Source organism: Ruminococcus flavefaciens (genome assembly GCF_900143025.1).
In the GTDB taxonomy this organism is placed as follows: domain Bacteria; phylum Bacillota; class Clostridia; order Oscillospirales; family Ruminococcaceae; genus Ruminococcus; species Ruminococcus flavefaciens_I.
Window position 1 is genome coordinate 61,099 of sequence record NZ_FRCT01000001.1, and the last position, 24,084, is coordinate 85,182.

Consider the following 24,084-nt stretch of genomic DNA (forward strand, 5'->3'; position numbering starts at 1 on the left):
GGCGATGCTTTTTATCAGAGCATCGTCTTTTTTTATCTGAAAAAATAGTAATTCAACACAATATTTCAACATATGTTTAATCTAAGTAGTGACATTTGTCACTCGTCAAATGACAAATGGCATCTTTTCAAGCTCCTGCGAACGTGATATAATCACATCATACCACACAGGAAAACACAGTTCAGCGCGCAGAACTCGGGGTGTGACATCGTATTTATCATATTATTTTTTGTGTTTATTAAGGAGGAATATATTATGCCAAACTATAAGACCAGAGAGAACTACGGTTTGATAATTGCTACAGGAAGTTCAGAAAAAGACTCAGAAAAGAAAGTATTTACAAAAGATATAAACAATATATCCAAATTTCTTCAGAATAATAAAATCAGTCCTATATTAGTAGTCAATCCGTCCTTAAACAATTTCAAAACCTTTATAAATGTTATAAAATGTCATGCTACTGATGACCACGTAACATACTTTTATTTTAGCTGCCACGGATATGAATACGGGTTGAAGATGTTATCGGAAAACGGTGAACTCAAAAGTATGTCATACAGAGAATTAAAAGGATATCTTGATACTATTAAAGGAAAAAAGGTATTGATTATAGACAGTTGTCATTCAGGAGCCTGTATTACGGACATAGAAGATACAACTATCGTCAATTCTCAATTTTTCAATACATCAACAAATGTGGGATATGCTTATAATATTCCAAATGCATTCAGAGATAAGGATTATTTTGTCATTGCAGCTTGCGCTGCAAATCAATTAACAAAGTTTAACTCTGACGGAAGTCATTTTACAAATAAAATGTGTAAATCTGTAGATGGTTGTTCAACCAAGCCTTATGCAACATTAAAGGAAATTTTTGAATACGTAAGAAATAATGGTATAAATGCCGTTTGTTATCCCGAGGAGTCTGATTATCCTATATTCGGTGATTCTATTATTCATGCCAACAGCACATATTACTTGGTGGAAGCAAAAGTAGCAAATGTCAACGGTGCAGGAACAGATGCAAATATATATATCCGCTTTATCGGAGATAAGGGCAGTTCGGGCAAATATTTACTTGATCACAAGAACATAGATGATTTTGAAAGAAACAGAGTATATAAATATATAGTTCAGTGCAATGCTGATGTCGGCAATCTGAAAAAGATCGAAATATCAAGTGATAATACAGAAAAGGAACCCGATCTGCTTTTACAGTACGTAAAGGTCACAGATACAGGAAAAGAATTATTCTATAAAACAGGCAGCCTGTCCTCTTACTGGATAACTAAACAACATCCTTCACGTATTTTCAGCTTGTCAAGGATAAATTATCATACTTATGATGTAACTATTACTATTGGCAAAGAAGACGGTGCAGGAACAGATGCAGGTGTCCGTATCCAGTTCTATGGCACAAACGGCATAAGCGGATATTATTTGCTTGATTCTCCTATTGATGACTTTGAAAGAGCATCTTTCAATACATACAGAGTAAAAATAGATACTAATATAGGCACATTGCAGTATATTAAAATTGACAGCGATGGAAAAGGAAAGAGTCCTGATTTTCATATCACCAATGTCGTAATAAAGGATACTGCGACCCAAAGATGCTATTCATCATCAAAGTCTGCATATTTCAATTCAAAATGCCGCAATCATACATTTATTTTACAGCCAGATTCCTGCACAGAGTATTTTGTAGATATACAGGTTGCAGACGAAAAAGATGCAGGAACAAATGCTAATATTTACATAAAACTTGAAGGTACAAATAACAAATCTGATTACATATTACTCGATACTCCGGAAAAAGATGATTTTGAGCGAAATACATATAATCTGTTCAGAATATATGGTATTAATTTAGGTACACTGAAAAAAGTATACATAAAAAATGGTAATGAAGGAAAAGGTCCGGGAATGAAAGTACAATATATAGATGTAACAGACAAAAGCATAAATAAAAAGTATCGTGCAAAATGCGACTATTGGATCGAAAAAGCCACTGTTTTAGAAAAGTCATTTGATTTAGTTGCTCAGTAATTCTGCAATTCAATATATTTTCATACAGGCAGGTACAAAAATTGTAGCTGCCTGTTTTATTATTTTAGTACATTCGGAGTTTTTCACCGTATAAGCGCATTTTCTTCATGTCTGACATTTGACAATGTATTTACGTAATGATATAATAACATTATGTGTGGTTTTATAGGGTATTGTGTTCCCTGCTATACATAAATTTATTATGGGCAGCTTGCCCGTATCAGAGATGAGAGATAAGATCAATGAAATACCGATTTTTTGCAGCTTTTACGGGCGCACTCCTGACAGTGTCAGCTCTTTCAGCCTGTTCAAACAATAATACCTCGGATTACGAGGAAAACACTCCTGCTGTTTCCGAAGATTTGACCTCGGAAATGACCGAAACCGACGCGGAAGAAGCTACAGTTCCCGTAAGAGAGGCTGATACAAAGGCTCTTTCCGAGAAAAGTGCCGCAAATCGTCCGCAGTTGGTTTTTGCAATGGACAACGGCGACTATGTATATTCCGCCTATAAAAATGATTCGGACACCCCTGTTGAGGTGTATGTCCGCAACGACCATAAAGGTAAGACCGAGGAGCTGGATATTCCCGAGGGAAGCGAGTTATTGTACTCTGACGGTGAAAAACTGTATTATTATTCAGCCGATGATGGGCTATGCGAGTATGACAATAAGAGATCAACTCCGCTGAATAAGGAAACAAAGTCCGAAAATACGGTTAAGAGAGATAATTTCTTCTTTGCTGATGACTGCATATATTTCGCAGTTTCAGATGATAAGGGTACTGAGATAAGATCAATGGACTATTCTGGAAAGCTCTCTGACAAGGTCTATTCCACAGAGCGCAGAAACGCCCGTATAGTCGGATTTTACGACGGTAAGCCCGTATGCTCATATGATGTGGGAACATACGGCTATATCTGCATATTCGACAGCGAAAAGAGCTCCACAGAGCTGAAAACAGGCAATAAGCCTTATATTGTCGGTGATAAGGTCTATTTCATCGACTTGAACAGCCTTTGCTGTATGCCTGTTGCAGGCGGTGAAGAGGAAAAGCTTTCCGATGAAAGATGTACGGATTTCTGTTTCTATGGGGACAAGCTCATATTTACGGACGGTACTTCCGTATTCTCAGTTGAAAACGGCAGAACAACCACTATATTTGATACAGAAAAGCTCAACAACTGCGATTATATCTCGGGCTTGGGCATTACCGATGATAAGCTCTTTGTATGCGGCAGTTCCGGTTCATTCTGGAAAAGCATTGCCGAAATAGATGACAGCGGCAAGGTCGCAGAAGAGATAATTGCAGGCATTGACAGATAAGCCCTTCTATATATAGTCCGAAAAAGCCATTTTTTCAATGGAAAACCATTGATTATCAGATATATTTTTTTATTTTAATCAATAATGAAAACAGATGAACTTCTCGCGTTACTGTTCTTAGTGCTTATTATTGCCGCGGCAATATGGCTTTACAGGAAGCTCCACAAGCCCGATCTCACTAAGCTTTACAACGCAAAGACCATTCTCACTGACAGAGAATACGAGTTTTACAAGCGCCTGAAGCCCCTTGCCGATGAATACGGTCTCAGTATCTACAGCAAGGTAAGGCTCGCAGACCTTATCGAACCCAAACCAAAAGCCGAAAATCCATACTGGATGGAGTGCTTCAATAAAATAAAGGCTAAACATATCGACTTCGCACTTGCGGACGAGGATACGGCTATCGTGGCTCTTATCGAGCTCGATGATACCTCTCATGCCCGTCCCGACCGTGTGGAGCGTGATGACTTTGTAAACGCTGTTCTCGAAAATACAGGCTATACCCTGCTACGTACATATGGGGAGCTTGATGTTATCGAGGAATACCTCAGTATGTAAGCCGTTAGCCATTAGCGAAAAAAGGACTGCAATTGCAGTCCTTTTTTATTTTTGTATTTGTTTTCTAAGTTACGGGACGCCGTCTCCTAAAGGCTAACGGCTATTTAACAGTTACGGTATAGACCTTATTTACCTTATTTGATGAGAGTACTATGCCGCCTTTTCCTGATCGCGGCTGAATACTTGTATTATATTCCTCATAGGCATTAAAAGTCACCTTGTCGCCTATGGTCTTTAGTCCGATATAGTTATCGTTTTCGGTTATCGGATATGTTATGCCCAGCTCGGGTATCATGCAGTATACACGCGATCCGACACCGGTACTTTTACAGCCGATAAACAGGAAGCCGTTGCAGTATGCTGTTGCATTGCCAAGCTCTGTTGCGTTGATAAGGTAGTGCTCCATTTTTTCAAGGTCATACATATGTAAATATACATTGTTGTTTATAATGAATTTGTTTTCATCGGCATAGATGATAGCTCCGCTTGTAAACGAAGTCGATACGCGGTAATACTCACTTACCATATCAAGCTTGCGCTTGCCTTCGGGCTTTACAAGGAAATAGTTCACTCCGTTGAAGGTATTGTTTGAAATGCTTTTCTCGCCGATGTCCTTTAATTCGCTGCCGATAAAGCTGTCGGAGGCGGAGTCATAGTACATGACATCAGTTACTTCGCCGCCCTTGTTCATAAGTTGAATGGCAGGAAAGCACCTGTCGTCCTGATAAAACCATACTGACTTGTCAAAGTCGCTTTCCTCGAATATAGTCCTTGTATCGCCTGTGATCATATCATAGGCGTATATTTTTGTAGTGCTTTCACTGGCGTTTTCTATACCATAAAACATCTCATTTTCTATTAAAATAGGGGTATTGCAGTAATGCTCGTTTATATCCTTCGATGACCAGCTGAATATCTCCTCGTTTGTGCCGCTTTTTTCGTCATAGTGGTAAAGTGAGAAATCGTATCTTCCGTATATAAAGTTTGGGTATTCGACGACAATATAGCATTTTCCCTCATACATAGAACAGCTTTGTGCAATTCCGTTAACTGCCATATTTGAGATATCTGACCAGTCGTATTCCATATTTTCATTATTCAGATTCATATCTAAGAAATAATTCCCGATATACTCCTCGGTATTGCATATTGGGATCCTGCTGCCGAAAGTGAGCTCGCTTATGTCGATACAGCTTACCTCAACATGAGGCTCTTTATCGGGATATGAAAGATTTATCTCAACTGTCCTGAATTCGTCATCGGTGTACTCGCGGTATTCTCTTACATTGCCGCTGTCTACGGGAGTATCGCCTGTATCCTCGTTTACCGTTGTATCAGTGAGTTTGGGTTCGGGCTTTTTCTTGTCCTCGCAGGCTGTCAGCACGGACGAAAGTACTAAAACTGCCCCGATACAGCAGGTTATCCGTTTATTCATCACCTTCCTCCTTTGTGAACCACATTCTTATATTATCGTAATCGTAATATGTACCTATTACGTTGCCGTCAGAGTGGGTTACTTCATGCTCACCCTTTCTCTTGCTTATGGTAAAGCATACGCTGTTGTCATAAAGGTCGGAAATCGACATCATATCGCTAAGCCGTGAGTCAAATTCGTCTGACTCGAATTCAGCAAGTGGGAAAGTAAGTCCCAGCTCGGGCATGATATAATACATACAGCCGCCTGTACCTGTTGAGTATGTGATAAGTCCGTCATATGCGTATTTGCAGTTATTTGCCCCGATGCCGCCGAAGTCTATGATATAGTGCATTGACTTTTCAAGGTCGAATACGTGGACAATGGCTTTCAATGAGTTCATTTCACTGCTTCCGAGTCTTACTACAAGCCTCTTTTTGTCGGCATGGAGTATATCACAGCCTGTCAGACCTGTAGATACTCTGTAATAGTCGGTGCAAACGTCGTATTTGCGTGTACCCTCGGGCTTTTCCTTCCATGCGAAAAGCTCTCCGTATATAGCAGGGCACTTCTCTGTGCCCGAACGTGATTCATCAGTGCTCTCATATACGGAATAAAGCTCCTTCCATGTCTTGCTGTCAAAGTCGAATTCCTTCATTGTGGTAGTTTGTCCCAAAATCAAATAATTCTTTCCGTCGTTGTATGTAGATATGTATTCGCCTGATTTTGGCTCGTAATCATCAGGGACTTCCTTTTTGTCCGAGATAACATCACTTACTATGAGTCTGTCTGCGGAATTGCTGACAATATATCCATATGAATTTATATCATTGTTTGGTTCAAGTATGGTCACAAGCTCACTTTTTTCCTCATCAAGCCAGCAGAGCCCTTTTTCCTCGGTATAGACGTAAAGAACACTGTTTATCGCGTAAAGCTGCCTGATACGAAGACTGTTTTCAGGGTCGGAATAGTGAAATAGCTCCTCTTTTTCCTTTGTGAGACCGTTTACGCGGAATATGGACTCTTCATGCTGTCCGTAACACCAGGTATCATAATTTATGCATAAATAAAAGTTGTTCCCGTAAAGGCAGGTCTCATATATCTGTCCCTTTGTTGGCTCTGTGCAGGTGCTTTTCCATTTTTCCTCTATCTGCCTTCGGTAATCCTCATCTGTTTCCGCACTTAGGTCGGGCTTGTATTTATCGCGGTAGTCCTCGGTCTTGCAGACGGGGATACATTCTCCGAAATCAAGCTCTGACATATTCAGCATATAAGAGGTTATCGGCGGCTTTCTGTCGGTTATATTAAGATTTACCTCAACGGTCTTGAAACTGTCCTCGGTAAATTCCATGTAGTCCTGCTTTACAGGCTCGTCAAGTGCAGGCTCACTGCCGCCGTCCTCAACGGTAACAGGCTGTTTTTCAGGCTTTTCTTTTTTCTTTTCACTGCATGAAAAAGCACTTGCGGTCAGTGCTAAGGCTGCTATTATACTGATTATTTTTTTCATACGGATCCCCCCCTTGAGTGGTTTATATATATAAGTGATCTCAGAAGGTCAAAAAGACGATAAGTTGATATATTTTTTTGTTTTAACAATGGAGCTATCAACGTTTTTATAGAAATAATATATTAAAGCAGCTGTTAAGCCTATTTTACAGGATAGAGCATAAATTGTCAATAAGCAGGAGCTTGACAGGATAGGACATTGTTGTTTTATTATCAGCTGCTTTGTGCAGGCAGCTTTTTCAAACTTTCCTCTTGACAAATGGTAAGATATGTGCTAATATAAGTTTACAATAGTCCGTAAAACGTAGATGAGGAAGGCTTTTCCCGACAGCAACGTTCACAGAGAGCTGCCATTTCGGTGCGAGGCAGCAGCGTTCAGGGTAATAGCACACCGCCTCTGAGTACGCCCAATAAGCGTCGGGAGCTCCCGTTACAGAGCACTTGAGATATGGAGAAAGCTCCATGTGAATCAGGGTGGAACCACGGTAATTATCGTCCCTTATGCCTAATTATAGGCGTAAGGGGCTTTTTTGTTCTAAGGAGGTAAATCATGGCTTATAATCTGCATATTTTTAGAGGAACAGACTGGACAGACGGTGCTGATGAACCAATCACAGCAGATGAGCTTCTCAGCATTGACGGCGTTGAGAAATTCAGCCAGCCGCCCATAACAAATCCAAGAACAGGTCTTTCAATGAGTATGGGAATGGATAATATGTATTCATATGGTAAAGCTGTATTCATGCTTGAAGACGGTATGATAACCGTTGCCTGCCGAAACGAAGATGTTCCTGATGTCATGCGTCCTTTAGCAGAAGCTCTCGGAGCTGTTATTCAGGGAGACGAGGAAGAATTCTATTGATAAAATAGTAATGCCGCTGTAAAGAAGGTGAGAAAGTGAGCAATATCAAGTACAACGAGCACGAGGAAGCATACGAGCTGCCGTATAAGATATGGGGCGAGATGATGACTGTACGCTTTTATACCGAAAGCGAGGAGACTATAATCAGCAGCCTCAAGGATATCGCAAAAAAGCTGGCTCAGCTCGACAGCGGAAAGAGTACCATAGCAGGTATGCTTATCGACGAAGGCTACTATGAGGGCAGCGCGGCTGACTCTCTCGCAAAGATACTGAAAATGGAGAACGTTTACGTTGATATCGACGACGATGATATAGTTGTCTGTTTTGACACCGGAACAGACGATGGCTTTATGAAGAATTTCGCCCATGTGGAGCTTTTCGGCGAGTTGTTTGAAATAACAGGCTGGGTCACATGAAATGGACAGACCTCAGCGGAAGGATATACGCCTCGATAATTACGATTATTCCCGCAGCGGCGCGTATTTCGTGACGATATGCACCAGAAATAAAATGTGCATTTTCTGGGATAACAACGATAAATACCGCCCGATTTTGTCAAATATTGAGGCAACGGAAAAACAAAATGTAGGGGCGCACAGTGTGCGCCCGCAAATTAAAAATCACGATAAAAAGATACATTTGTCTGATATTGGAAAAACTGTAAAAGAAGGATTGAAAAATATTAATCACTATTATCCAATGGTAATGGTTGATAAATATGTGATAATGCCTAATCATATCCATGTAATTATTCGTATTGAAGCGGATAATGTGGGAATTGAAACAGGCGGGCGCACACTGTGCGCCCCTACATTATCGCTTATCATCAAAAATTTCAAAGAATTTGTTACAAAACAAATTGGTTTTTCCGTATGGCAAAGGTCGTTTTACGACCGTGTATTGCGGAATGAATGGGAATACCGCAATGCGTGGCAATACATCGAAAATAATCCCGAAAATTGGGAAAACGATGAATTATTCAGTAAAGAATAAAATTATTATATAAGGAGAGATCGACATGATCAAATTAACATTACCTGACGGCAGCGCACGCGAGATCGAAGCTGCACAGTCAGCCGCAGAAATCATCAAGGGCATAGGTATGGGACTTTACAAGGCTGCTTGCTGTGTAAAGATAAACGGTGAGGTCAAGGATCTCCGTACAGTTATCGACAGCGACTGCCAGTTCGAGGTATGCACCTTTGACTCGTTTGACGGTAAGAAGACTTTCTGGCACACAGCTTCACATATCCTTGCACAGGCTGTAAAGAGACTTTATCCTGCTGCTAAGCTTGCTATCGGTCCTGCTATCGACAACGGCTTCTACTACGACTTTGACCTCGAAAAGCCTTTCACTCCAGAGGAGCTTGAAAAGATCGAGGCTGAAATGAAGAAAATAGTCAAGGAAGGCATAGAGCTTGAAAAGTTCGAGCTTTCTCCTGCTGACGCTATCGCTAAGCTCAAAGAAATGGACGAGCCTTACAAGGTAGAGCTCTGCGAAGAACACGTTGACAAGGGCGAGCCTATTTCGTTCTACAAGCAGGGCGAATTCATCGACCTCTGCGCAGGTCCTCACCTTATGGATACAGCTCCTGTAAAGGCTTTCAAGCTCCTTTCATGCACAGGTGCTTACTGGAGAGGCAACGAGAAAAACAAGATGCTCAGCCGTGTATACGCTATCGCATTCCCTAAGGCTTCTCAGCTCGATGAATACGTAAAAATGATCGAGGAAGCTAAACTCCGCGACCATAAGAAGCTCGGCAAGGAGCAGGCACTCTTCATGTTCGATCACACAGCTCCCGGTATGCCTTACTGGCTCCCAAGAGGCTGGAAGCTCTTCAATGCACTTCTTGAATACTGGAGAGGCGTTCACGAGGATCACGGTTATACTGAAATTTCAGGTCCTGTTCTTTCCAAGAAGGAGCTCTGGGTAACATCAGGTCACTGGGATCATTATCAGGACGGTATGTTCGTTATCCCTTCCGAGGAAGATACAGAGGTTTACTGTGCTAAACCTATGAACTGCCCTAACGCTATCAAGGTATACATGAACAAGCAGCGTTCATACAAGGAGCTCCCCCTTAAATTCAATCAGGTCGACGTTATCCACCGTAAGGAGAAGTCAGGTGAGCTCAACGGTCTCTTCCGCGTTCAGCAGTTCAGACAGGACGATGCTCATATCCTCGTAACTGAGGAGCAGATCGCTTCCGAAATAAACGATATCATGGATATCGCTACAGAGATATACAAGACATTCGGTCTTGAATACAAGGCTGAGCTTTCAACTCGTCCTGACGACTACATGGGCGATATAAACGTATGGAATAAGGCTGAGGCTGACCTCAAGGCTATCCTCGAAGAAAAGTACGGCCCCGACGGATACGAGCTCAACGAGGGCGACGGCGCATTCTACGGTCCTAAGATCGACCTGAAGATGAAGGACGCTATCGGACGTGAGTGGCAGATGGGTACTATCCAGCTTGACTTCCAGCTTCCGCTGAACTTCAAGATGAAGTACATCGCTTCTGACGGTTCAGAAAAGCAGCCTGTTATGATCCACCGCGCTATATTCGGTTCATTCGAGAGATTCATCGGTATCATCACCGAGAACTTCGCAGGTGCATTCCCGTTCTGGCTCTCACCTATGCAGGTAGGTATCGTTCCTATCAGAACAGACCACAACGAGTATGCTAAGAAGGTTGCTGACCTCCTTAAGAAGAACCGCATCAGAGTTGAGGTGGACTATACTGACGACAATATGAAGAACAAGATCAGAAAGTTCAAGGACTACAAGGATCCGTATGTTGTTATCATCGGTGACAGCGAAGCTGAAAACGAGCAGGTATCTATCAATATCCGCGGCAACAAGCAGCTCAAAAATGTTCCGCTTGATAAGTTCATCGAAATGTGTACAACTATGAACGAGGAGCACTCTCTCGATATAATAGACACTCTTTGATAAGCAATCAGGGGGCTGCCGTTGGCAGCCCTTGCTTTATAAAGAATTATCATGTACAGGGCGGATTTTTTCCGCCTGTAAATAAAAATAAACGGAGGGATATTTATGAACGAGCTTTGCATGATAATCAAAGATATGGTAATACCCAACTTTATGAACATAAGGACATCACTGCGAACCTATGACCGTGACGCGCTCTGCTGCGGAGCTCCCTGCTGGCGCTGGGCTTATCACGCTATCCATTCGGCGGATAAGTGGTTCATTAACCCTTTTGTTTACGACGAGCCGCCTTTCCACGAGGAAGGTATGGACAATCCCGATAATCCCACATCGGTAGTTCTTTCCGATGAGCAGCTTCTGGACTATCTGGACGCTGTTGAGAAGAAAACTCTTGACTATCTTGACACACTCACAGACGATATGCTCTATGAGAAGCCCGAGAAGTCACGATATACTCGCATGGAGCTGGTGCTGAGACAATTCAGGCATATCTCCTTCCACACGGGTATGCTCAACGGTCAGACTGCTCTTGCAAAGGGAAAGTTCCCTATGTGGGTGTCGGAAAAGGAAAAATACGTTGATGACGGCGTGTTTTTCGGAAGATACCGTGCAGGAACTATAAAGCTTTAATTCTGGATTTTATTGACTGTATAACAAATATCATCGTTTTCCCGCCTTATGGCGGGAAAAACTTTAAAAACTCTATAAATCATCATAACTCTTGACTTTTTTTCGCGTTTGAGTTACAATAGAATGTGACTATTAATAAATAAAAGCGAGGTTGCTTATTATGCTTAAAAACAATGAAAAAGTAATGGATAAAATCGTTGACCTTTGTAAGTCAAAGGGCTTTGTATACCCGGGCTCTGAGATCTACGGCGGTCTTGCAAATACATGGGACTACGGTCCGCTGGGCGTTGAGCTTAAAAACAATATCAAGAAGGCTTGGCTCAAAAAATTCGTTCAGGAGAACAAGTACAATGTAGGTCTTGACTCCGCTATCCTTATGAATCCACAGACATGGGTGGCTTCAGGTCATATCGGCGGCTTCTCAGACCCTCTCATGGACTGTAAGGAGTGTAAGACACGTCACCGTGCTGACAACCTTATCGAGGACTTTGACGGCACTAACGTTGCAGGCTGGTCAAACGAGCAGATGATGGACTACATCAAGGAAAAAGGCATTACCTGCCCTAACTGCGGCAAGCAGAACTTCACTGATATCCGTCAGTTCAACCTTATGTTCAAGACCTTCCAGGGCGTAACCGAGGACAGCAAGTCCGAGCTTTATCTCCGTCCCGAGACTGCACAGGGTATCTTCGTAAACTTCGCTAATATACAGAGAACTACACGTAAAAAGGTTCCTTTCGGTGTTGCACAGGTAGGTAAATCCTTCCGTAACGAGATAACACCCGGTAACTTCATTTTCCGTGTACGTGAGTTCGAGCAGATGGAGCTTGAGTTCTTCTGCAAGCCCGGTACTGACCTTGAGTGGTTTGATTATTGGAGAAGCTACTGCAAGAACTTCCTTCTCTCACTTGGTCTCAAGGAGGAGAATATCCGTCTTCGTGACCACGATAAGGAGGAGCTCTGCTTCTATTCAAAGGCTACTACAGACTTCGAGTACCTCTTCCCATTCGGCTGGGGCGAGCTCTGGGGCGTTGCTGACAGAACAGACTACGACCTCACACAGCACATCAACACCAGCGGCAAGTCACTTGAATACTTTGACCCTGAGTCAAACGAGAAGTATATACCATACGTTATCGAGCCTTCTCTCGGCGTAGAGAGACTTTTCCTCTCAGTAGTAACTGAGGCTTACGATGAGGAGGAGCTTGTTTCAACTGACAAGGACGGCAAGGAGAAGAAGGAAACAAGAACAGTTATGCACTTCCACCCTGCACTTGCTCCTTTCAAGGCTGCTGTACTTCCGCTTGTTAAGAAGCTCACACCAAAGGCTGAGGAAGTATACGATATGCTTTCAAAGAAGTTCATGGTAGACTTCGACGAGGCTGGTACTATCGGTAAGAGATACCGTCGTCAGGACGAGATAGGTACTCCATTCTGCATCACATACGACTTTGATACACTTGAAAAGGACAACTGTGTAACAGTTCGTGACCGTGATACAATGCAGCAGGAGAGAGTTGCTATCGACGACCTCGTTGCATACCTCGAAGCTAAAATGGTATTCTAAAATGTTAGGGCGGATAATATCCGCCCTTTTTAATGCATATACATAAAATTAAGGACTGCATCAGCAGTCCTTTTTTAGTTTATTTAATTGGTATTTTATTTATCATTTCGTCCGTATTGTCACTAAATACAAAGACATAATCGCCGCAAGTATCAAAAAAATAACTTCCGTCTTTTTTTATTTCATCAGCTTTTTGAGACTCTACCTCTTTCCAGTTATCTGTCGAATAAGTTATATAATTTCCGCGATAATATGTTATCGCTTTTTTAGTATCAGCATAGATGATCCTTTCGTACTTGCGTGTTTTATGCTGATTTATGATCTTTCCGCTTTTCATGTCTGTTAATGCATAGATATCGTATTTATGCAGTTCAAGAGAAGAAATATCCAATTCATTACTATGTCCGCCTCCAAAAGATATTTTTTCTGAAGTATCAGTCATGACAACACATAAGGAATCATCTTCAATATCAGCATATACATAATATGCTTTAAACATTTTGTCAAGATCAATCTGCACTGTATCATTTGAATCGAGATCGATTATCGTTAATTCAGGTGCATAATATTTATCAATGTATGCAGCATAGTTTTTACTTCTTCCAATATAATTTGAAGAAGTGTAATAGGTATTTTCCTCATCACCCGAAAACATGAATTTGATATCGGAGTATTCATATTCAGGCAGGTCATTATTTATCATTTTGCCGTTCATATCAAATACAGCGATGTTTACGTCATTTTCGTCGTCATATCTGCCATAAACACAATTATTGTCTATTGCAAGCACATTTACATCAGGCTTCTCCAAAACAAAGGGCTTACCCGTTAAATTTCCCTCAGGATCATATTTTGTGATTGTGGTCAACTTGTTAATGTTTACAGCAGTATATATACAGTCATTATCCCTTGTAAAAAAAGCCTTTGTATTCAGATTATCAAATGGTATCAGACATTCATATTTCTGATTTTCGGCGGCTTTATACACACCGTCATTTTTTATACAGTATATCTCACCGTTTATTTCAGCTTTTGACTCCCAAAAACGACTATTGCCAACATAAATACTTTTTTGGGGAGCAAAACAACGTGATAAGATAAATATTGCAGAGATAACTGCTATGGCTGCAAGAAATAATAACAGGATTTTTTTCATAATATAGTTCCTTTTTCAAAAAGGACGCCCATTAGGCGTCCTTAAACGGGCGGATAATATCCGCCCCTACTATTCACTAATAACTGAGCTTACTGCTTCTCTGAATTGATGAACATATCGTATATTCTGCGGATAGCCTCGGGGAGGTCGTTTTCGCTTACGCCGATGATAACGTTGAGCTCGCTTGAACCCTGATCTATCATCTTAACGTTGATACGTGCATGAGCCATAGAAGCGAAGATACGTGCAACAGTACCTCTTGTATTCTTCATGCGGCGACCAACTACAGCAAGGAGTGCAATGCCGTCCTCGATCTCGAGGTGATCGGGATCAACTGCCTTGCGAAGCTCTGCAAGCACCTTATCGCGTACAGGATCGAGCTTTTCTGTGCTTACTGTAATGCTCATGGTGTCGATACCTGAAGGCATATGCTCAAATGAAAGACCGTTGTTATAGAGTACAGAAAGTACCTTCATACCGAAGCCTGTTTCGTTGTTCATCATGGCTTTTTCGATATTGATAGTGCTGAAGCCCTTCTTGCCTGCGATACCTGTGATAGTATGGCTGAGACTTTCCTTGCTGAAATCGTAATCATTGCCAACTATCATAGTACCTGCGTCCTGAGGAGCATTTGTATTTCTGATATTTATTGGTATACCTGCCGAGCGTACAGGGAAGATAGCGTCCTCATGGAGAACAGATGCACCCATGTATGCAAGCTCACGAAGCTCGCGGTAAGTAATTACCTCGATAACATCGGGGTTATCAACTATTCTTGGGTCAGCTACGAGGAAACCCGAAACGTCTGTCCAGTTCTCGTAGATATCAGCCTTTACGGCATTTGCGATGATAGAGCCTGTAACATCAGAGCCGCCGCGTGAGAAAGTCTTGATATAGCCCTCTGTAGTTCTTCCGTAGAAGCCGGGGATAACAGCGTTGTCAAGACCGCTGAGCTTTTCGCGTACAGCCTTTACTGTTTCATCGAGGAGAAGTACTCCGTTTGTATCAAATACGATAACATCAGCAGCGTCAACGAAGTTGAAGCCGAGGTAGTTTGCAAGCACCTTGCCGTTGAGGTACTCTCCGCGGCTTGCTGCGAAATCCTTTGCAGGACGAGCCTTGAGCTCGTTTACGATAGCGTCAAAATCTGCATCGAGGGACATATTTATTCCAAGCTCTGAGATGATGCCGTTGTAGCGGTCTTTGATTATCTGGAAATCCTTTGAGAAGTCCATACCGCTGCCTGCAAGCTCACAGCACTTGTAAAGCATATCTGTTATCTTTATATCATCGGAAAATCTTTTTCCGGGAGCTGACGGCACAACGTATCTGCGCTTGTCATCGCTCTTGATTATAGCAGCTACCTTTTTGAACTGGTTTGCGTCAGCAAGGGAGCTTCCACCGAATTTAACGACCTTATTACTCATATATATCATTCCTTTATTACATTGATAATTTTGTAGCAATACTTATTATATGCTATTTTGCGTATGAAATCAATTGACAGAAAGCCAAAATTAGGCACAATAAAAGTTGTGTTTTTGGTGAATACGCTTGTACGCCACTGACGGACACCTCGGGTTAGTCGTTAGCCTTTAGCCATTAGGGGGCGATTGTGCGCCCGCCAGTTATAAAACGACTATAAATGACCGACTGTAGGGGCTGCCTTTGGCAGTCCGCAAGCGAAAATTTTGCTTCAAATGACCGTAAATCCATTGTAGGGGCGGCGTTCCGCCGCCCGCCTAAACGCTGTAACACGAATTAATTGACATATGGGCAGCAAAAGAGTATAATCATATTTAATAAGCTGTAATTATGTATTAAGAGGTGGATATATGCACAGAGTTTTTGGAACTAAAGAAAATGCTGAATATTATGACAGGGAGGGCGTGTATCTTATCCCCATTTGCGGTGATAAAGTAGGTGTAGTACGAACTTCGAGAGGGTATTTCCTTGTAGGCGGAGGAATAGAAAGCGGCGAGTCGCATACAGAGTGTATCGAAAGGGAATGTGCGGAGGAAACAGGCTATAAAGCTTATGTAAAGGGCAGGCTGTGTTCTGCTGAGACATATTGCCTTCACGATACAATAGGCTATTTTCACCCGATACAGACCTATTATGTGGGCGAACTGCTCTCAAAGGTGTCCGAATCTGCTGAAAAAGACCATGAATTCTTATGGGTCACATATGATGAGATAAAGGGTAAAATGTATTTTGAAATGCAGGACTGGGCATTGGAGCTGGTTTTTGAGAAAATATGCACTAAATGATAAAAAGCCCCCCGAGAGCGAAAATGCTTTCGAGGGGATATTTTTATACCTTTTCCTTGCGCAGAAGCAGGCTGAATACCGTACAAACCGCAACTCCCGCAAAGCCAAGAACTGCAAAGAGCAATGCTGCTCCCGAGCCCTTTCCGCTTCCGAAGAGAGCTACCAGCGTACTTCCTTCGGCTCTTCCCGACATAAAAGGCTCAAACACCTTGTCGATGAGTATGCCTCCCGACAGATAGCCCACGGGTATAGTGAAGAATTGCAGGGTATTTCGGCATGAATAAACTCTCCCCTGCATATCGGCAGGGATAGTGCTTCTGAGTATAACGTCCAGATTTGCGCCCATATAGGGTATGAAAAGCCAGCCGCAGACAGCTCCGATGCACCATATTACAGGTGAATTGCTGAATGAAAGCATGAAATTTTCCGTACTCATTGAGAAAAACAGCGCGAGACATATAGCTCTTACACGATTTTTCGGAGCAGGCGACAGTGAAGCTATAAGGCTTCCTGCCAGTGCAGCCGCACCTGCGAAGAAATTGACCGTACCCAGCGTTTTTTCGCCGCTTGCAGCCTTTGACAGCACCATTGCAGGCAGTGCCGCATTGTAAGCCGAGGCTATAAGATTTATCCCTGAAAGGAAGAATATGAGCTTCAGCACCACGGGACAGCCCTTCAGCCATTTGAGCCCAGCCTTTGCCGATGCAAGCAGTGGTTCTTTCTTTTTGTCCGAGCCTTCGGGCTCGGGTATAGGTATGAACAGCAGAAGTACCAGAAATGCTGCTGCAAATGTAATTAGGTCTGTGACCATAACTGCCGATACACCGCCGAATGTAAACAGTACTGTTGCAAGTACAGGTGTCAGCAGAGAATTCAGCGACTGTGAAAACGACCGCAGTCCGCTGGTTTTTTGATAATATTCCTTTGGTATGAGCTGTGTGGAAGCTACCTCGCTTGCAGGCTGCTGTACAGTGTTCATAAGTCCGTTGAGGGCGTTTATCACGTACAGATGCCACGGTAAAAGCGCATCGGCTTTTATAAGTATGAACGCCGCAACGGTTGTCATTGCCGCGAACAGGTCGCACAAGAGCATAGTGCGTTTTTTGTTCCATTTATCGCTGAGTGCTCCTGCGAATATGCTCATTATGACATAGGGCGCATATGAGCATACGGTAAGAAGCGCGGTTTTCAGCGCAGAACCGCTGTATTCGTACAGCCACAGCACCAGCGCATAGCTTGTCATGCCGCTTCCGAGAGCGGATAATGACTGAGTGCTCCACAGTAAGAGATAGCTTCTGAGTTTTTTTATTTGATCTTTCATTTGACTTTGCTCCTTTAGATAGTATTTTATCGTCAGAAATGCAAAGTCCGAGGGTAGTATAGCCGTTAGCCCTTAGCCTTTTGCCGTTAGGCGTCGGCTTTTATCTCCATGCAGTTCCCTCAAACCTTGCATGGAGCATTTACAACGCATCTTCTCATAGTTTTCTCCTTAGTTATTAGTTAGTAGAATTGTAGGGGCTGATGTTCACATCAGCCCGATTGCAATGGTTACTTGTAATATGGGCGCACACTGTGCGCCCTGTATATTGTTCCGTAAGCGATGTACAAGTATGGATCTTGATAAGAGTGAGCGAGCTTGCTTTTTATCAGTAGGGGCGGATAGTATCCGCCCGTTTTTAGCTGCTTATTTTACAAATTTAGCCTTGATTATAGTATAGCCGTAAGGCTTTACGGTTATGGTATCGTTCATAAATCCGCCGTAGAATGGCTGGAAGTCCTCGAAACGCGAGAGTATCTGGCTCATATTGCCAAGCTCAACGGTATCGCTGCTTCTGTTGACGAAAAAGATGTAATCCATTTTCTGTCCCTGACGGGTAAAGCCGATAAGACGGCTGTCGTGAGTTTCCTTCTCGTTGATGACAAAGTATATACGTCCGTCCTTCATATTCGGAATGGACTTTCTTACTCGTCCAAGCTCCGCAACATAGTTGATAAGCTCCTTGTCCTCGTGTCCCCACGGATAGCAGCGGCGGTTGAATGGGTCCTTATAGCCCTGAAGTCCTGCTTCGTCGCCGTAATATATGCTTGGTACGCCCGGGAGGAAGAATTGCAGAGCCATTGCAGCCTTGAGCATTTCCTTGCCGTGAGCGTACTGGCTTTCGGAGAGATAGTGTTCAGCCATCCAGTCCTTGCTCTTGTCGTCGCAGTTATCGCCGCCGAGACGGTTTATAGCACGCTCGATATCGTGAGTTGAAACGAAGTTCATAAGTACATCAATAGTTGGCTTGGGGTAGTTTTCAACAATTGACATAACAGCGTTGATAAAGTCGATAGGCTTGCCGCCCTTGAGGAATGAGATTATAGCCTCGCGGAATGGGTAATTCATTACCGAGTCAAGCTGATCGCCCAGGAGATAGCGGCGTTTTATGCCGTAGCTTTCCTTGTTTGTAGCGTCCTCCCATACCTCGCCGATGATTATTTTTTCCTTATCGTAGCCCTTAACGCATTTTCTCAGGTTTGTAAGGAACTGCTCGGGAAGCTCGTCTGCAACGTCAAGACGGAAGCCGGCAGCACCTCTGTCCAGCCAGTAGCGAAGAACGCCTTCCTCGCCGCAGATGAACTCGGTATAGTCCTCGTTGTTTTCCCATACGTTGGGGAGAGTATCTATGCCCCACCATGCTTCGTATACATTTGGATAGTCGATGAAGGAGTACCAGTCGTAGTATTTGCTCTTCTTTGACTGAAAAGCACCCAGCTCGGGATAGCGTCCGTACTTGTTGAAGTAAACGCTGTCTGCGCCCGTATGTGAGAATACACCGTCGAGAATTATGGATATATCGTACTTTTCAGCCTCTTTGCAAAGCTCCTCGAACTCCTCGTTAGTACCGAGGAGAGGGTCAGCCTTCATGTAGTCGGCAGTATTATAGCGGTGATTTTCGTGCGACTCGAATATAGGATTGAGGTATATACAGGTAACTCCTAAGTTATGGAGATACGGGAGCTTTGACTGTATACCTGCGAAATCTCCGCCGAAATAGTCGTTGTTCCATACGTGTCCGTGCTCATCGGGCTTGTAGTATGGAGTGCCGTCCCAGTCATCGCGGAGTATACGTCCCTCGGGGATATTCTCCTTTGGCTTGCCGCTCTTGCAGAAGCGGTCGGGGAATATCTGGTACATTATGCCGCCCTTTAGGAATTCGGGAGTCTCATAGCGGCTATTGTATACTGTGAGCTGGAACATATCGCCGTGGTCGAGACCGCCCTCGTGGAGGTTTATCCTCTTGATGTAGTGGCGTATTCCGCCCTCTGTATATGAGAAGTAGTAGTAATGCACATCGGTATATCTTGCATTGTATTCAGCAGTATATGCAAAGCAGTCCTCTTCCTCGGTGACTTCGTTCATGCTGATAAAACGCTCTTTGAAGCCTGTTCTGAAAAGCACGAGAACAGGTGAAAAATCAGGATTTATGTCCTTGGGCAGACGTATAGTGAAGCGGCAGGTCTCAAACTGTCTTACAGCTCCGAAAATAGATTTGTAGCCCAGATTCCATGTATCATAGAAAGGTCTCATATAGAAAAACACTCCGTCTTCTTATTCTTTATACTATGTAACGTTATATAGCCGAAAAGGGGACGAAGAAAGCAACGTCCCCTTCTTGACATCAGTATATTACCTTAAATGCCAGATGTTGTCTGCATATTCTGTAACAGCGCGGTCTGCCGAGAATATGCCTGCGCCTGCAATATTATTGAGAGACATCTTAGCCCATTTGAGCTTATCCTCATAGCACTCAGTGATGTACTGCTGTGCCTTGCGGTAGCTGTCGAAGTCGGCAAGTACCATTATAAGGGTCTCTCTCCTTGAGAGAATTAGCAACGTCATTGAAGGTGCAGCCGTTTATACCGCGGTACATACGGTCGATAGCCTCGTGTATGCGGTTGTCGCTGTTGTAGTATTCGCATGGATTATAGCCTCTTGCGCGGAGCTCGTTGACCTGTGGTGTGGTCATACCGAATATAACGATATTGTCGTCGCCGCAGGCTTCCTTTATCTCGATGTTAGCACCGTCAAGAGTACCGAGAGTGATAGCACCGTTGAGCATGAGCTTCATGTTGCCTGTACCCGAAGCCTCTGTACCTGCGAGAGATATCTGCTCTGATACGTCGGAGGCAGGCATAAGGTGCTCGGAAAGGGTTACGCAGTAGTTTTCAAGGAATACTACCGAGAGCTTCTGGCTTATCTTCGGGTTCTTTCTTATTTCTTCGGATATAGCCCATATCATCTTGATTATCTGTTTAGCCAGATAGTATCCTGGAGCAGCCTTTGCAGCAAAGATATATGTCTTTGGAGTGAAAGGAGCATCTGGGTCATTGAGGAGATATGCGTAATCCGTAAGGATATTCATTACATTGAGGTGCTGTCTCTTGTATTCGTGGAGACGCTTTACCTGTACGTCGAAGATACTGTCGGTATTGAGTATGATTCCCGACTGATTCTTGACATATTTTGCGAAGGCTTCCTTGTTTTCCTTCTTAACGTCCATGAGCTTTGTGAGAACTTCCTTATCGTCCTGATACTCTCTGAAGTTTTCGAGCTCTGCGCCGTCCTTTATGAACTTCTTGCCGATAGTCTCGCTGAGAAGATTTGTAAGTCCGGGATTTGACTGGAGAAGCCATCTTCTGTATGCGATACCGTTGGTAACGTTCTTGAACTTTTCAGGCGTATTCTCGTATTCGTCGTGGAATACAGACTGCTTGATTATCTCCGAATGGAGCTTTGATACACCGTTTACGCTGTGTGAAGCAGCAACGCAGAGAGTAGCCATGTGTATCTGATTGTCCTTGATGATGGACATACGTGTAGTCTTTGCGCTGTCGCCGCCGTTTCTCTCCATGAGAGACTGGCAGTAGCGGTTGTTTATCTCAACAATGATAGAGAATATTCTCGGTATAACGGTCTTTACAAGGTTTACGTCCCACTTTTCGAGAGCCTCTGCCATAACGGTGTGGTTTGTGTAAGCAAAAGTTCTTGTAACGATGTCCCATGCCTTATCCCAGCCGTATCCGCAGTCATCGAGAAGTATTCTCATAAGCTCGGGGATAGCGAGAGTCGGGTGAGTATCGTTTATGTGGATAGCTACCTTGTCTGCAAGGTTTTCGAGAGTACCGTAAACGTTCATATGAGTATTTACGATATCGCCCACTGACGCTGCGCAGAGGAAGTACTGCTGACGCAGACGGAGGCTCTTGCCCTCGTGGTGGTTATCGTTAGGATAAAGCACCTTTGAGATAGCGTTTGCGATAGAGTTCTGAGCCAGAGCTCTGTCGTAATTACCCTTGTTGAACATCTCCATATCAAAGCTCGGAGCCTTTGCTGTCCAGAGACGGAGCACGGAAACGCCGTCAGAGCCGTAGCCTGATACGTACATATCGTAAGGAGTAGCAACAACGGTATTGTAGTTTACGTGAGATATATAGTGATAGCGGTCGTCCCAGTATTCCTGGAGGTCGCCTTCAAAGTGGATATCTATTGAAAGTTCGGGCTTAGGTACGAGCCATACCGAACCGCCCGGGAGCCAGTTGTCGGGGAGCTCTGTCTGCCAGCCGTCCTCCAGCTTCTGCTGGAAAATGCCGTATTCATAGCATATTGAATAGCCCATAGCAGGGAAACCTGTGGTAGCAAGACCGTCCAGATAACAGGCAGCAAGTCTGCCGAGACCGCCGTTGCCGAGACCTGCATCAGGCTCGTGTTCGTATATTTTTTCAAGGTTGATGTCGTAAGGCTTGAGCATTTCCTTTATGCCGTCAGCCAGTTCGAGATTATAGATGCTTGTTTTGAGGGAGCGTCCCATGAGGAACTCCATTGAAAGATAGTAGATCTGCTTACCGCCCACCGAGTGGGTATGATTAATGAAGCTCTGCCTCTTTGAGCCAAGTATTTCCACGATTATAGCGGAAAGCACATGGTAGACCTGCTTGTCTGATGCTTCTTCGGGAGAAACGCTGTACAGAAGCTGAAGTTTTTTTGGAAATTCTTCCTTGATCCTGTCCATAAGAGGGTTTGCCTTTTTTGTAGCCATATCTGATCTCCAATCTGCCGCATAAGCGACTTTATTACCTTTTGTATAATCTCCCCTGTGTTTTACCACCTGCTTTCGCCGATGCGGAGAAATCACTTTACAAGCGGTATATACTTCAATTATACTATTATTTATCTTATTTTTCAAGTGATTATTTCAACAAATATTTGTCAACTAAATATACGTATTACGGAAATTCGCCAAAAACGCAGGTGAAACAGCCGCGAAACGCCGTTTTGCGATTGTGCATAACGACCGAAAGATATAAAAAATGTTTTCATATTTGTGCATAAAAACGAAAAAATTTGACTCTGTAAAAATTTCTATATTTTTAAAAGATAAAACTTAGAAAATGTTTGAAATTTGTATTATTATGTGTTATAATAATAAAGCGGTTTGCGAAAAACAGCCCCGCATGAAATGAAAGTGTAGATTAAAAGACAACAAAAGAAAATGAAAAGGTGATGTTTATGGAAACTAAAAAACGTTTTTCAATACTTAAATGTGTAATTATAGTTTTATGTCTTATCCTGATCGTTGTTTCGATCATTGTCAATATCATGTTCTCGGGCGGAAAAACACCTAAGATATTCGGAAACTACATCTACGTGGTAAAAGCTTCTGATAATATGGGCAATAACGTAACAGAGGGCGCAGCTCTTATTGCTCCCGATGCAAAGGATCTTTCCATAGCAAAGGGCGATATCGTGCTTGCATATCCTGCTGCCGAGCCCGAAAAGCTCCATGTTCTCAGTATATACGATGTTGTTACTGCCGAGGACGGTACAGAAAAGTACACAACAGCCGATGCTTCAAATGTAGGAAGCTCCGAGTCTATCTCAAAGGATAGTATTGCCGCTCTTTGTACAGGTCATACAGAAAGCAAGGAGCTTGGCTGGTTCATAAGATTTGCTTCAAGCATCAAGGGCATACTCCTGCTGCTTGTTCTCCCATGCGTACTTCTTGTTGTAATGCTCATCATCAAGATAGCTTCGGGCAAGGGCGATGAGGACGATGATTTCGGCTTCTACGAGTATGACGAGATGGAAAAGCAGAGAGACCTTTCCGAGACAAGAAGAAATTCTCACGACAAGGCAGGAAATCCTCTCTTCGAGCCTTCACAGGAGATACAGCCAAGCAGCGAGCTTGAGCGCAAGAAGATGTCTATTGCCGAGAATTTCAGCCAGAAGAAGGTAAATCCCGATTCACCTTATCAGAAGGAAAAAGAGCGCACAATGCAGTTCAAGACACAGCGCAGTGCAGAGAGCACATTTGCTGCAAGAAATGTGGGCGGTTCTTCTTCAACAGCTCCTACAGCAGATGCACTCAGAGAAGAAATGCTCCGCAAGACTGCTGAGGCTGAGCGTACAGGCACATTCAACATCAAGACTACAAGCACACCGCAGCAGCCTGCTGCTCCTGCTGAGCCTATCACAGATAATACAGGTATCCTTTCAAAGAGCCAGCTTGCCGAGATGTCAAGAAATGACGTTCCGAAGACAACTCCTCTGAGAAGCCAGTCTGCTCCTTCAACAGCAGCTCCAAAGCCTGTAAAGAAGAGCAGTACACCTGATATCTCAGATATAATCAGCAAGACCGACCACAACGAGCGCAAGAAGAAGGCTGCGGATATGTCCGTTGACGACCTTCTCAAGCTCATCGAGGAAGAAAAGAAAAAGCTCTGATAAAGCATCAAAGGCAGACCCGA

Annotated in this window: 17 protein-coding genes and 1 pseudogene; 11 read left to right on the plus strand and 7 right to left on the minus strand. The window is 43.3% G+C overall.

Translation table 11 applies throughout. The features are described 5' to 3' along the window. The first annotated feature begins 255 nt into the window (after positions 1 to 255). From BUB28_RS00315 to BUB28_RS00325, 3 genes are all read left to right on the plus strand, one after another. The gene (locus tag BUB28_RS00315; RefSeq protein WP_072947661.1) at positions 256 to 2,049 is read left to right on the plus strand and encodes a PLAT/LH2 domain-containing protein; all 1,794 of its coding nucleotides are present in this window, start codon (positions 256 to 258) and stop codon (positions 2,047 to 2,049) included. Between the two features lie 242 nt (positions 2,050 to 2,291). Continuing rightward, on the plus strand, positions 2,292 to 3,374 hold the full coding sequence (locus BUB28_RS00320; protein ID WP_072947663.1) for a hypothetical protein: 1,083 nt from the start codon (positions 2,292 to 2,294) through the stop codon (positions 3,372 to 3,374). An 84-nt stretch (positions 3,375 to 3,458) separates the two neighbouring features. Beyond that, positions 3,459 to 3,932 carry a DUF2726 domain-containing protein gene (locus tag BUB28_RS00325; RefSeq protein WP_081373317.1) on the plus strand — a complete coding sequence of 158 codons (474 nt, stop codon included), beginning with the start codon at positions 3,459 to 3,461 and terminating at the stop codon, positions 3,930 to 3,932. A gap of 100 nt (positions 3,933 to 4,032) precedes the next feature. Here the strand turns inward: BUB28_RS00325 and BUB28_RS00330 are convergent, their stop codons facing one another. Both BUB28_RS00330 and BUB28_RS00335 read right to left on the minus strand, forming a co-directional pair. Further along, positions 4,033 to 5,367 (minus strand): hypothetical protein, encoded by a 1,335-nt coding sequence (locus tag BUB28_RS00330; protein WP_072947667.1) that lies wholly within the window; start codon positions 5,365 to 5,367, stop codon positions 4,033 to 4,035. Then, positions 5,360 to 6,853: a hypothetical protein gene (locus tag BUB28_RS00335; protein ID WP_072947668.1), complete on the minus strand. Its 1,494-nt coding sequence runs from the start codon at positions 6,851 to 6,853 to the stop codon at positions 5,360 to 5,362. The genes BUB28_RS00330 and BUB28_RS00335 overlap by 8 nt, the downstream gene beginning before the upstream one ends. A 549-nt stretch (positions 6,854 to 7,402) precedes the next feature. On the opposite strand from BUB28_RS00335, the gene BUB28_RS00340 reads away from it, so the two are divergent. The 6 genes from BUB28_RS00340 to BUB28_RS00365 all read left to right on the plus strand — a co-directional run bounded on the left by BUB28_RS00340 (position 7,403) and on the right by BUB28_RS00365 (position 12,870). After that, entirely contained in the window at positions 7,403 to 7,714 is a 312-nt protein-coding gene (locus BUB28_RS00340; protein WP_072947670.1) for a hypothetical protein, read from the plus strand. Positions 7,715 to 7,749: 35 nt separating this feature from the next. After that, positions 7,750 to 8,130 (plus strand): hypothetical protein, encoded by a 381-nt coding sequence (locus BUB28_RS00345; protein WP_072947672.1) that lies wholly within the window; start codon positions 7,750 to 7,752, stop codon positions 8,128 to 8,130. A 1-nt stretch (position 8,131) separates the two neighbouring features. Further along, complete coding sequence (locus BUB28_RS00350; RefSeq protein WP_072947674.1) at positions 8,132 to 8,707, plus strand: transposase; 576 nt, start codon at positions 8,132 to 8,134, stop codon at positions 8,705 to 8,707. Between the two features lie 25 nt (positions 8,708 to 8,732). Further along, positions 8,733 to 10,673 (plus strand): threonine--tRNA ligase, encoded by a 1,941-nt coding sequence (gene thrS / locus BUB28_RS00355; protein ID WP_072947676.1) that lies wholly within the window; start codon positions 8,733 to 8,735, stop codon positions 10,671 to 10,673. Between the two features lie 105 nt (positions 10,674 to 10,778). Continuing rightward, positions 10,779 to 11,303: a hypothetical protein gene (locus tag BUB28_RS00360; protein WP_072947677.1), complete on the plus strand. Its 525-nt coding sequence runs from the start codon at positions 10,779 to 10,781 to the stop codon at positions 11,301 to 11,303. Positions 11,304 to 11,463: 160 nt separating this feature from the next. Beyond that, positions 11,464 to 12,870, plus strand: coding sequence for a glycine--tRNA ligase (locus BUB28_RS00365; RefSeq protein ID WP_072947679.1), 1,407 nt, complete (start codon positions 11,464 to 11,466; stop codon positions 12,868 to 12,870). A gap of 79 nt (positions 12,871 to 12,949) precedes the next feature. Here the strand turns inward: BUB28_RS00365 and BUB28_RS00370 are convergent, their stop codons facing one another. Together BUB28_RS00370 and BUB28_RS00375 are read right to left on the minus strand one after the other, a co-directional pair. After that, positions 12,950 to 14,026: a hypothetical protein gene (locus tag BUB28_RS00370; protein WP_072947681.1), complete on the minus strand. Its 1,077-nt coding sequence runs from the start codon at positions 14,024 to 14,026 to the stop codon at positions 12,950 to 12,952. Between the two features lie 89 nt (positions 14,027 to 14,115). Next, positions 14,116 to 15,453 (minus strand): aspartate kinase, encoded by a 1,338-nt coding sequence (locus BUB28_RS00375; RefSeq protein WP_072947682.1) that lies wholly within the window; start codon positions 15,451 to 15,453, stop codon positions 14,116 to 14,118. 408 nt (positions 15,454 to 15,861) lie between these two features. Between BUB28_RS00375 and BUB28_RS00380 the strand changes: the two genes are divergently transcribed. Next, a complete protein-coding gene (locus BUB28_RS00380; RefSeq protein ID WP_072947684.1) occupies positions 15,862 to 16,296 on the plus strand; it encodes an NUDIX domain-containing protein in 435 nt (144 codons plus the stop codon). A 43-nt stretch (positions 16,297 to 16,339) separates the two neighbouring features. Here the strand turns inward: BUB28_RS00380 and BUB28_RS00385 are convergent, their stop codons facing one another. The 3 genes and pseudogenes from BUB28_RS00385 to BUB28_RS00395 all read right to left on the minus strand — a co-directional run bounded on the left by BUB28_RS00385 (position 16,340) and on the right by BUB28_RS00395 (position 22,349). Beyond that, positions 16,340 to 17,617: an MFS transporter gene (locus BUB28_RS00385; protein ID WP_072947685.1), complete on the minus strand. Its 1,278-nt coding sequence runs from the start codon at positions 17,615 to 17,617 to the stop codon at positions 16,340 to 16,342. A gap of 363 nt (positions 17,618 to 17,980) precedes the next feature. After that, positions 17,981 to 19,867 carry a glycoside hydrolase family 13 protein gene (locus BUB28_RS00390; protein WP_072947687.1) on the minus strand — a complete coding sequence of 629 codons (1,887 nt, stop codon included), beginning with the start codon at positions 19,865 to 19,867 and terminating at the stop codon, positions 17,981 to 17,983. Positions 19,868 to 19,966: 99 nt separating this feature from the next. Next, a pseudogene (locus BUB28_RS00395) lies at positions 19,967 to 22,349 on the minus strand (glycogen/starch/alpha-glucan phosphorylase). 497 nt (positions 22,350 to 22,846) lie between these two features. Here BUB28_RS00395 and BUB28_RS00400 point away from each other — a divergent pair. Continuing rightward, positions 22,847 to 24,061, plus strand: coding sequence for a hypothetical protein (locus tag BUB28_RS00400; protein ID WP_072947688.1), 1,215 nt, complete (start codon positions 22,847 to 22,849; stop codon positions 24,059 to 24,061). Positions 24,062 to 24,084: the final 23 nt, after the last annotated feature.

Coding starts and splice junctions, on each gene's coding strand:
- BUB28_RS00315 (WP_072947661.1), top strand. CDS start 256: ATGCCAAACTATAAGACCAGAGAGAACTACGGTTTGATAATTGCTACA.
- BUB28_RS00320 (WP_072947663.1), top strand. CDS start 2,292: ATGAAATACCGATTTTTTGCAGCTTTTACGGGCGCACTCCTGACAGTG.
- BUB28_RS00325 (WP_081373317.1), top strand. CDS start 3,459: ATGAAAACAGATGAACTTCTCGCGTTACTGTTCTTAGTGCTTATTATT.
- BUB28_RS00330 (WP_072947667.1), bottom strand. CDS start 5,367: ATGAATAAACGGATAACCTGCTGTATCGGGGCAGTTTTAGTACTTTCG.
- BUB28_RS00335 (WP_072947668.1), bottom strand. CDS start 6,853: ATGAAAAAAATAATCAGTATAATAGCAGCCTTAGCACTGACCGCAAGT.
- BUB28_RS00340 (WP_072947670.1), top strand. CDS start 7,403: ATGGCTTATAATCTGCATATTTTTAGAGGAACAGACTGGACAGACGGT.
- BUB28_RS00350 (WP_072947674.1), top strand. CDS start 8,132: ATGGACAGACCTCAGCGGAAGGATATACGCCTCGATAATTACGATTAT.
- thrS (WP_072947676.1), top strand. CDS start 8,733: ATGATCAAATTAACATTACCTGACGGCAGCGCACGCGAGATCGAAGCT.
- BUB28_RS00360 (WP_072947677.1), top strand. CDS start 10,779: ATGAACGAGCTTTGCATGATAATCAAAGATATGGTAATACCCAACTTT.
- BUB28_RS00365 (WP_072947679.1), top strand. CDS start 11,464: ATGCTTAAAAACAATGAAAAAGTAATGGATAAAATCGTTGACCTTTGT.
- BUB28_RS00370 (WP_072947681.1), bottom strand. CDS start 14,026: ATGAAAAAAATCCTGTTATTATTTCTTGCAGCCATAGCAGTTATCTCT.
- BUB28_RS00375 (WP_072947682.1), bottom strand. CDS start 15,453: ATGAGTAATAAGGTCGTTAAATTCGGTGGAAGCTCCCTTGCTGACGCA.
- BUB28_RS00380 (WP_072947684.1), top strand. CDS start 15,862: ATGCACAGAGTTTTTGGAACTAAAGAAAATGCTGAATATTATGACAGG.
- BUB28_RS00385 (WP_072947685.1), bottom strand. CDS start 17,617: ATGAAAGATCAAATAAAAAAACTCAGAAGCTATCTCTTACTGTGGAGC.
- BUB28_RS00390 (WP_072947687.1), bottom strand. CDS start 19,867: ATGAGACCTTTCTATGATACATGGAATCTGGGCTACAAATCTATTTTC.
- BUB28_RS00400 (WP_072947688.1), top strand. CDS start 22,847: ATGGAAACTAAAAAACGTTTTTCAATACTTAAATGTGTAATTATAGTT.